10 protein-coding genes are annotated in these 8,830 nt (G+C 61.1%); all 10 read left to right on the top strand.

Annotation, left to right across the window (positions count from 1 at the left end; translation table 11 throughout):
* The first annotated feature begins 64 nt into the window (after positions 1 to 64).
* Positions 65 to 304, top strand: a complete 240-nt coding sequence (locus XcuCFBP2542_RS18215; protein WP_104605596.1) for a hypothetical protein — start codon at positions 65 to 67, stop codon at positions 302 to 304.
* A gap of 604 nt (positions 305 to 908) precedes the next feature.
* Positions 909 to 1,316, top strand: coding sequence for a TcpQ domain-containing protein (locus tag XcuCFBP2542_RS18210; RefSeq protein WP_104605594.1), 408 nt, complete (start codon positions 909 to 911; stop codon positions 1,314 to 1,316).
* 129 nt (positions 1,317 to 1,445) lie between these two features.
* A complete protein-coding gene (locus tag XcuCFBP2542_RS18205) occupies positions 1,446 to 2,471 on the top strand; it encodes a VirB8 family type IV secretion system protein (RefSeq protein WP_104605593.1) in 1,026 nt (341 codons plus the stop codon).
* Positions 2,468 to 3,235: a TrbG/VirB9 family P-type conjugative transfer protein gene (locus tag XcuCFBP2542_RS18200; protein WP_104605591.1), complete on the top strand. Its 768-nt coding sequence runs from the start codon at positions 2,468 to 2,470 to the stop codon at positions 3,233 to 3,235. The genes XcuCFBP2542_RS18205 and XcuCFBP2542_RS18200 overlap by 4 nt, the downstream gene beginning before the upstream one ends.
* On the top strand, positions 3,232 to 4,413 hold the full coding sequence (locus XcuCFBP2542_RS18195; protein ID WP_104605589.1) for a TraB/TrbI/VirB10 family type IV secretion system protein: 1,182 nt from the start codon (positions 3,232 to 3,234) through the stop codon (positions 4,411 to 4,413). Before XcuCFBP2542_RS18200 ends, XcuCFBP2542_RS18195 begins: the two co-directional genes overlap by 4 nt.
* A 5-nt stretch (positions 4,414 to 4,418) precedes the next feature.
* Positions 4,419 to 5,468, top strand: coding sequence for a P-type DNA transfer ATPase VirB11 (virB11, locus tag XcuCFBP2542_RS18190; protein WP_208800551.1), 1,050 nt, complete (start codon positions 4,419 to 4,421; stop codon positions 5,466 to 5,468).
* Positions 5,469 to 5,521: 53 nt separating this feature from the next.
* The gene (locus XcuCFBP2542_RS18185) at positions 5,522 to 6,346 is read left to right on the top strand and encodes a lytic transglycosylase domain-containing protein (protein ID WP_170067027.1); all 825 of its coding nucleotides are present in this window, start codon (positions 5,522 to 5,524) and stop codon (positions 6,344 to 6,346) included.
* A gap of 59 nt (positions 6,347 to 6,405) precedes the next feature.
* On the top strand, positions 6,406 to 6,831 hold the full coding sequence (locus tag XcuCFBP2542_RS18180; protein WP_104605583.1) for a TrbC/VirB2 family protein: 426 nt from the start codon (positions 6,406 to 6,408) through the stop codon (positions 6,829 to 6,831).
* Positions 6,824 to 7,135, top strand: coding sequence for a VirB3 family type IV secretion system protein (locus XcuCFBP2542_RS18175; protein WP_104605581.1), 312 nt, complete (start codon positions 6,824 to 6,826; stop codon positions 7,133 to 7,135). The genes XcuCFBP2542_RS18180 and XcuCFBP2542_RS18175 overlap by 8 nt, the downstream gene beginning before the upstream one ends.
* A 103-nt stretch (positions 7,136 to 7,238) precedes the next feature.
* Positions 7,239 to 8,830: VirB4 family type IV secretion/conjugal transfer ATPase (locus XcuCFBP2542_RS18170; RefSeq protein WP_484606943.1), on the top strand; the 1,592-nt coding region annotated here is incomplete at its 3' end.

The following is an 8,830-nucleotide window of genomic DNA, read 5'->3' as shown; positions in this document are numbered from 1 at the left end:
GTTCGACTTGAATCTTCAGTGGGCGGCCCATTTCGATGACTGTCTGTGATGAGATGGCACTATTATATCATTATGTAAACACCCTCTGAGCAGAGGGGGATATCGGGTCGTGGCAATCACGCGGGACCAGGCGTATGTGCCCGAGGCGATTGTCGCGTACGCCGTGGTGACCGATGCGGGAACGCAGATTACGCCTGATCTCTCGTTCGACCAGGCCAGGCTCTGGATCGATTCGTTGGTCGAAAACGAGGGGGGAGAGCGCCGCGATGGGTTGGCAGAACACAAGCCTATGGTCCGCCGTTAGGTCGCCACCGAAAGGCTTGGAAGAAGCGGCGGATGTTCAGATTCAATCGCATCGCGTTCGCCACCAGCGCTGATGGTCTTCTGCTTGCCGACCTGCGCAACTCGAGCCTAGTGCCTCCGGTGGATGGATGAATGACCGGATGGCAAGGGTGGAGGAGGGGGCGTCAGCGTAGCCAGTGGCATGGCGGGTACGTGATCCAGCCGCTGCCAACCCGCACGGCGCAGCGGCTGCTAAAAACGAAGTGAAAACGCTTCCTGAAAAATGTGATGAAAATCTCATAAGGGGTGTGTGAAAGCGCAGTTATTGTTGACTCAGCTACATGCAGGGCGCAAAGTTGCCGGGAATTACGGATGGGCAGAGCTCGATCAGGGGGGCGACGCCGGACGGGTCGCATCAGGAGTAAGGCTATGGATGGTTCTATGACGTATTCATCTTCTGCGGTTCTCATGCACGACGCGCGCAGGCGCGCTCGGTGGTCGCCTGCGGTCGCACGCAAAAAATTTTCAACGGCGCTTGTCTTCCGTCGCCCCCAGGCGAGCGGAGTCTTGTGCTGTCCGTGGTCTAAGCCCGTCTTTCATGAGTTGGAGAGGTCAGAGTGAATCCGATGTATGTGCTCAAGCGTTCGTTGGTATTGGCCATTGCCGTGTTGGCGGGTGCCTGCGCCACCAAACCCGCCCCGGACTTCGGCGGGCGTTGGAAGCATGTCAATCACTTCGATGAGGCACCGACCGAAATTCCGCTCTACACCTCCTACACCTACCAGGCCACGCCGATGGACGGCACCCTGAAGACCATGCTGGAGCGCTGGGCCGCAGACTCCAACATGCAACTGACCTACAACCTGCCGTCGGACTACACCCTGATTGCTCCGGTGTCGAACATCAGCACGACCAGCGTCCAGCAAGCCGCCACCGAGCTGAGTGCCGTGTATGCGGCGCAAGGTGTCTCGGTATCGGTTGCCGCCAACAAGCTGTTGGTACAACCCGTGCCGGTGTCGCCCGGGCTCAAGTAAGCGGACGCATTGCAGGCGAGCGCCATCGAGCGCCCGTTGGCGAAGCGCCTGGTGTCACTCAAAAGTATCCGCAGTTGGTCGCGGCGATGGTTCTGGGCCTGACAAGGCCCCACTGTGACGGATCTAGATATGTTGCGTAAGAAGGTCAGTGAAAAGGATGGGTCTGCTCAGGTGGGCGCTGCCGTGCAAAAGGCGGTGAACTACGAAGTGAGCATTGCCGATCTGGCGCGTCGCAGCGAAAAACGTGCGTGGATCGTTGCAACTGTTTCGATGGTGATTACCGTCATGACGGCTGGCGGCTACTACTACATGCTGCCCCTGAAGGAAAAGGTGCCCTACCTGGTGATGGCGGACGCCTATTCGGGGACCAGCACGATCGCCAAGCTTGAGGCGAACTTCGGTGGGCGAACTGTCAGCACGAGCGAAGCGCTGGCGCGCAGCAATATCGCGCGCTTCATCATCGCCCGCGAATCGTTCGACCTTTCCATCATCGGCCAGCGCGACTGGAATACCGTTTCGGCAATGGGCGGGACCAATGTCGTGGGCGAGTATCGTGCGCTGCATTCGGCCAATAACCCGCAACGGCCCCTGGCGATATACGGTCGGCTGCGTGCCATCCGTGTCAACATCCTGAGCATCACGTTGATCGGCGGAAACGGCAAGCCCTACACGGGGGCGACGGTCCGTTTCCAGCGGACCGTCTACGACAAGAACTCCACGGTGTCCACGTTGCTGGACAACAAGATCGCCACCATGGGATTCGTCTACCAGGACAACCTCGAGATGAGCGACAGCCTCCGAGTCGAAAATCCCCTGGGCTTCCGTGTCACCGATTACCGCGTCGATAACGATTATTCCGCGTTGCCGGTAGCTCCGGCGGCGGGTGCGGCCATCAATGCCCAGCCGCAGGCAGTGGCCCAGCCACAGGCCGTCGGGACCGGTGTGGTCGATCCCAATGCCGCCGCCCTGTCCGGCATGGCGCCGCAGGGCGGTGTGCCATTGCAGCAAGGGGTGCAGCCTGCGGGCGGCAGTCCGCAGCAATCGGCGCAGCCCGCATTCCCCGATCAGATGCAGCCAGCGGGCCAGCCACAGACGCAGCCCGCGATCCAACCCCAAGGGACGCCGAACAATGTCAATGGAGCAAGCGGTCGATGAAATTCTTTAACCGGTACAGGGGTGCGTTGTTGTCCGCGCTACCACTTGCGCTATGCACGTTTTCGGCGGCTGCCCAGGTCGTCCAGGAATACGAGTATGCGCCCGACCGCATCTACCAGGTGCGCACCGGCCTGGGGATCACCACGCAGGTGGAGCTGAGTCCGAACGAGAAGATTCTCGACTACAGCACCGGCTTCACTGGCGGCTGGGAGCTTACCCGGCGCGAGAATGTGTTCTATCTCAAGCCGAAGAATGTCGATGTCGATACGAACATGATGATTCGTACGGCCACGCACTCCTACATCCTTGAGCTCAAGGTCGTCGCCACCGATTGGCAGCGCCTGGAGCAGGCCAAGCAGGCCGGCGTCCAGTACAAGGTGGTGTTCACGTATCCCAAGGACACGAGCTTCAACAACGTCGCCGATGCGGACACCTCCAAGAGCGGGCCGCTATTGAATGCCAAGATCCTGAAGGGTCGCCGCTACTACTACGATTACGACTACGCGACACGCACCAAGAAGTCGTGGCTGATTCCAAGCCGCGTGTACGACGACGGGAAGTTCACCTACATCAACATGGATCTGACGCGGTTTCCGACCGGTAATTTCCCGGCGGTCTTCGGTCGTGAGAAAGAACATTCCGAAGACTTTCTCGTCAATACGACAGTGGAAGGCAACACCTTGATCGTCCACGGGACCTATCCTTTCCTGGTGGTTCGCCATGGCGATAACGTCGTCGGTCTGCGAAGGAACAAGCAAAAGTGAACTCGAATATTCCAAACGGCCCTGATGAGCAGTCCTCCAGCAATCGTGAGGACGAACAGCGACACGGCGAGTACAACGAGCGCAATAATCCCTATTTTGCGCGGCAGCAGGCGGGCGCCGCGCCAGACCTGGACGCCAACGAGCCTGTGTTGCGCTCCAGCGATATCAAGCGGCTCAACCGCAAGGCGCTTGTTTTCCTGGCGGCCATCGCAGCCCTGTTGATTGTGGTGATCTTCTGGCTGGCGACGCAGAGCGGAAGCGACGAGGCTGCGCCGAAGCCGCGTACCGAAACCGTGGTGGCGCCAGCGCTGCCGCAGAACATGACCGCGCCCGTCGAAGAGGCACCGGTGCCGCTGGCGCAGCAGCCAAACCTGCCGCCACTGCCGCCGATGCCGACCGGTGCCGGCGATGACGGTAATTCCGCACCAGAGCGTCCGCGTGGTCCCACCCTGTTGGAACGCCGTATCCTGGCAGAGCAGGCGGCGGCCAACGGCGCCGGTGCCGCAAGCATGCCTGGTCAGCCCGGCGCGCAGCCTGTCGCTGCCCAGGAAGGCGCCGAGGTGCTGCTGGCCAAACCCATCAGCAACCCGGACGGCCTGATGGTGCGCGGCACCTACATCCGTTGCATCCTCGAGACGCGGATCATTTCCGATTTCGGCGGCTACACCTCGTGCATCGTCACCGAGCCGGTGTATTCGATCAACGGACACAATCTGCTGCTGCCCAAGGGTTCCAAGATGCTCGGCCAGTACGGTGCCGCCGAACCGACGAGCCGGCGGATGCAGGTGGTGTGGGACCGCGTCACCACCCCGACCGGACTCGATGTGACCCTGGAAGGCCCGGGTATCGACACGCTTGGCAGCGCCGGCCATCCGGGCGAATACAACGCGCATTGGGGCAACAAGATCGCCTCGGCGCTGTTTATCAGCCTGTTGAGCGATGCGTTCAAGTATGCCGCCGCCGAATACGGCCCCGAGACGACCACGATTGGCGTGGGATCCGGGATCGTCACCCAGCGGCCGTTCGAGAGTAATACTGCACGCAGCATGCAGCAGCTTGCCGAGCAGGCCGTGGAGCAGTCCGGGCGTCGTCCCGCCACCTTGACCATCAATCAAGGCACGGTCCTGAATGTCTACGTTGCCAAGGACGTCGACTTCTCGGCGGTTCTTCCGAAGTGAATGCAGTGAGCGCCATGACGATCGACGATTCTCCGACAGCGCGGATTTCGAACGATTTCCTCGATTACCAGTACTCGGTACTGGGAATCCTGGATTATCTGAACTCGCCTGACGTGACCGAAATCTGCATCAATCGGCCTGGCGAGCTGTACCTGGAGACCATCCATGGCTGGCAGCGGGTCGATGTGCCGTCGCTGACCTACGACCGCGCCCGGCAGTTCTGCACGGCGGTGGTCAACGAGAGCAATACCGGGCAGCGCATCACCGATGCGGACCCGGTGGTGTCGTTGACCTTCCCCACCGGGCAGCGTGCGCAGTTCGTGATGCCGCCAGCCTGCGACGCCGGCAAGGTGTCGATCACCATCCGGCTTCCCTCCAAGCACACCAAGTCGCTCGAGCAATACAAGCACGACGGTTTCTTCGACGAGGTGCTGGAACAGTCGGCAGACGTCAGCGATCACGACCAGGAACTGCTGGAGTTGCGGCGCAAGCGCGACTACGCCGAGTTCTTCAAGAAGTGCGTGCTGTACAAGAAGAACGTGGTGGTGGCTGGCGCGACCGGTAGTGGCAAGACCACCTTCATGAAGGCGCTGGTCAATCACATTCCCAACGAAGAGCGCCTGGTGACGATCGAGGACGCGCGGGAACTGTTCATCAGTCAACCCAACTCCGTGCACCTGCTGTATTCGAAGGGGGGGCAAAGCGCCAGCAACGTGACCGCCAAGAGTTGCATGGAGGCCTGTCTGCGCATGAAGCCCGATCGCATCATCCTGGCCGAGTTGCGTGGCGACGAGTCGTTCTACTTCATTCGCAATTGCGCCTCGGGCCACCCTGGTTCCATCACCAGTTGCCACGCCGGCAGCGTCGAGCAAACCTGGGACCAGCTGGCGTTGATGGTGAAGGCCTCCAGCGAGGGCTCCGGCCTGGAGTTCGAAGTCATCAAGCGGCTGCTGAAAATGACCATCGACATCGTGGTCCACATCAAGGCGCATGCCGGGCGACGGTTCATCACGGGAATCGATTTCGATCCCCTGCGAACCTTGCGCGGCGGTTGAACGGTCGCTTGAGCGGTCATCTGGCCTGAAGGAGAAATGACATGTTGCCTGGCATGGAACTGATGGGGTGCTCTGGACTCGCCGTCCCCGGCGAGGTGATGCAGCACGTCGTTCGGGTCGAGTCGTCACGCAACCCCTATGCCATTGGTGTGGTCGGGGGGCGGCTGGTGCGCGAGCCGCGCGGCCTGGCCGAGGCTGTCGCCACCGCCAAGATGCTCGAGCAGAAGGGCTACAACTTCTCGCTTGGCCTGGGTCAGGTCAATCGCTACAACCTGCTCAAGTACGGCCTCACCAGCTACGAGATGGCGTTCGAGAAATGTCCTAATCTGGTTGCCGCCTCCAGGATCCTGGCCGAGTGTCACTCGCGGTCGGGAGCGAACTGGGGCAAGTCGTTCAGTTGCTACTACTCAGGCAACTTCGAAACCGGTTTCAAGCACGGTTATGTGCAGAAGATCTACGCCTCCATCCGTCAATCGGTCGCGGCGTCCGGCGCCGAACCCATTGCGGTGGTGCCGGCCGGTCAGGTCCAGCTGCGGCCTGCCAACCCTGCACGGCAGGCCGCCGCCGAACTGGTGGACGCCATCGTCGCCCGTCGGATTCAGGATCTGGCCGGCGCGCGCACCACAACGGCTTCACCGTCGCCGCCTATGCTAGCGCTGCCGCCTGCCTCATCCCCGGCTCCCACGCCGGCGACAGCAGCGGCGCCGGCATCGGATAACGAACTGTATGTGGTGAAGGCGACGGCGCAGGGGCGCGGCGTGGTGATGCCGGCCGTTGCGTCGCAGGCGCAGACCTCGAACGGGCGGCCTGCAGGTGCGGTTCCGGCGCAGCCCGCCGTGCAAGCTGCCCCGCAGGTCGATAGTGCATTTGTTTTTTAGGACGCAAGAACGCCAAGGATACTGGCTGCTGGACCCCCTCTGTTCCCAAGGAGTTAGACATGAAGTTTGAAATCGACAAGAAAACGCTGGCCGATGCCAAAATGGTTGGTACACAGGCAATGAAGGCCCTGCTGTTTACCTCGTTGCTGCTGGTGGCCGGTGGCGCTGCTGCAACTACGGGAGGCAGTGGTAACGAACTCGGTGGCACCGATACCCGCGTCTGCGGATTCCTGAACAACGTGACGAAGCTGCTGAACATGGGTTCGATCGCGGTGGTCACCATCGCCGTCATCGTGGCCGGCTACCAGATCGCGTTCGCGCACAAGCGTATCTCCGAGGTTTCCCCCATTCTGATCGGCGGCGTGCTGATCGGTGCGGCGGGCCAGATCGCCAACATGATCCTGCAGAACAAGGGCGCCGGTTCTGCTGGCGATTGCTCGGGCATCGGTGCGTCGCTGGTTCAGTTCGCTCAGTACTATGCATAAAGATGTGCTCTTCCGCGGGTGCACTCGTCCTGCGATGTTTCTCGGGGTTCCCTACATCCCGTTTTTCATCGGTGCCGGCGGTGGCCTGCTGTCAGGCATGTACTTCGATCTTTGGTTCCTGCTCTCCATTCCCGTCATCATCTTCGTCATGCAACAGATGGCCAAGCGCGACGAGATGATCTTCAGGTTGCTTGGATTGCGCTGGCTGTTCCGGATGCGTGTTCGCAACCTGCAGCGCTACGCGGGGATGTGGGTGTTCAGTCCTAACGAATATCGCAAGGGTCCTCCGGGCAAACCCCGGTGAGCACATGAGCCGTTTCACCAACCCCACGCCGGCGGTCTGCGTGGGGTTGGTGCTTGTGGTGACCGTGTCGGTGTACTGCTTCCTTTCTTAACTTGGTAAGACCATGTTCAGTCCAGATAGTCCGATCAGCGATTTTGTTTCCATTTCGACGCATGTCGCGCCGTCGGTCGTCAAAACGACCGCTGGCGACTACCTGCTGATCTGGCATCTGGCTGGCTTGCCGTTCGTGGGGCGCGACGAGTTCGAGCTCGAGCAACGGCACAACACCTTCAATCGTCTGTTGCAGACCCTGCGCGCTCCGGACTTCGCCAACGTGGCGTTCTGGGTACACGACGTGCGGCGTCGGCGCCGGATCGGCACCGGTGGGCGCTTTGGTCAGTCGTTCAACCAGGGCCTGTCGGACGAGTACTACGCGGCGTTGTCCTCGCAGAAGATCATGCAGAACGAGCTGTACTTCAGCATGATCTATCGACCGGTGGTGACCGGGCGTCGGCTGGTGGAGAAGTCGGCCAACCCGGACAAGATCCGCGTGGAGGAAGAGCAGGCCGTTGGCAAGATCGTCGAGCTGGCCACCAATGTGGAGGCGGTGCTCAAGGATTATTCGCCGTATCGGTTGGGCATGTACGAGGCCAAGAATGGCATCGTGTTTTCCGAGACGCTGGAGTTCCTGGGCTATCTGCTCAACCGCATCGATGAGCCGGTGCCGGTGCTGCAGGCGCCGGTGCCCGCGTACCTGCCGGTCAGCAAGCACATGTTCGCCAACAAGACGGGCGATTTCGTCATTCGTACGCCCGATGGCATCAACCACTTCGGCGCGATCCTCAACATCAAGGAATACGCCGACGGGACCTACCCGGGCATTCTCAATGGCTTGAAGTACCTGGATTTCGAGTACGTCATGACGCATTCCTTCAGCCCGGTCGGACGCCACGACGCGCTGAAGGTGCTGGAACGCACCAAGGGCATGATGATTTCCTCCGGGGACAAGTCCTCCAGCCAGATCCGCGACCTGGACCTGGCGATGGATGACGTGGCGTCGGGCAACTTCGTGCTGGGCGAGTACCACTTCACGTTGGCGGTGTATGCCGACAGCCAGGAGAAGCTGGCGCGGCAGATCGCGACCACGCGCGCGGAGTTGTCCAACGCGGGCTTCGTGTCGGCCAAGGAAGACCTGGCGATCGCCTCCTCGTTCTACGCGCAGCTGCCGGGCAACTGGCGCTTCCGCACGCGCATCGCCAACCTGAGCTCGCTCAATTTCCTGGGCTTGTCGCCGTTGCACAACTTCGCCCAGGGCAAGCAGCACAACAACCCGTGGGGCGACTGCGTGACGACGCTGCAGACCACCAACGGCCAGCCGTATTATTTCAACTTCCACGCCACGCATCCGGCGGAGAATTCGCTGGGCGAGAAGGCGATCGGCAACACGATGGTGATCGGCAAGTCCGGTACCGGCAAGACGGCGCTGATCAATTTTCTGCTGAGCCAGGTGCAGAAGTTCGATCCGGTACCGACGATCTTCTTCTTCGACAAGGACCGCGGCGCGGAGATTTTCGTGCGCGCCTGCGGGGGCAACTACCTGGCGCTGGAAAACGGCGTACCGACCGGCTTCAACCCGTTCCAGTGCGAGCGCAACGAAGCCAATACGCAATTTCTGGCGGAGTTGGTCAAGGTGCTGGGGGGCAAGGCGGAGTACAG

Origin of the sequence: Xanthomonas cucurbitae (assembly GCF_002939885.1) — a bacterium.
Taxonomy (GTDB): Bacteria; Pseudomonadota; Gammaproteobacteria; order Xanthomonadales; family Xanthomonadaceae; genus Xanthomonas; species Xanthomonas cucurbitae.
This window is presented reverse-complemented; position numbering and strand designations above follow the sequence as displayed.

Coding starts and splice junctions, on each gene's coding strand:
- XcuCFBP2542_RS18210 (WP_104605594.1), top strand. CDS start 909: ATGTATGTGCTCAAGCGTTCGTTGGTATTGGCCATTGCCGTGTTGGCG.
- XcuCFBP2542_RS18205 (WP_104605593.1), top strand. CDS start 1,446: ATGTTGCGTAAGAAGGTCAGTGAAAAGGATGGGTCTGCTCAGGTGGGC.
- XcuCFBP2542_RS18200 (WP_104605591.1), top strand. CDS start 2,468: ATGAAATTCTTTAACCGGTACAGGGGTGCGTTGTTGTCCGCGCTACCA.
- XcuCFBP2542_RS18185 (WP_170067027.1), top strand. CDS start 5,522: ATGGAACTGATGGGGTGCTCTGGACTCGCCGTCCCCGGCGAGGTGATG.
- XcuCFBP2542_RS18180 (WP_104605583.1), top strand. CDS start 6,406: ATGAAGTTTGAAATCGACAAGAAAACGCTGGCCGATGCCAAAATGGTT.
- XcuCFBP2542_RS18175 (WP_104605581.1), top strand. CDS start 6,824: ATGCATAAAGATGTGCTCTTCCGCGGGTGCACTCGTCCTGCGATGTTT.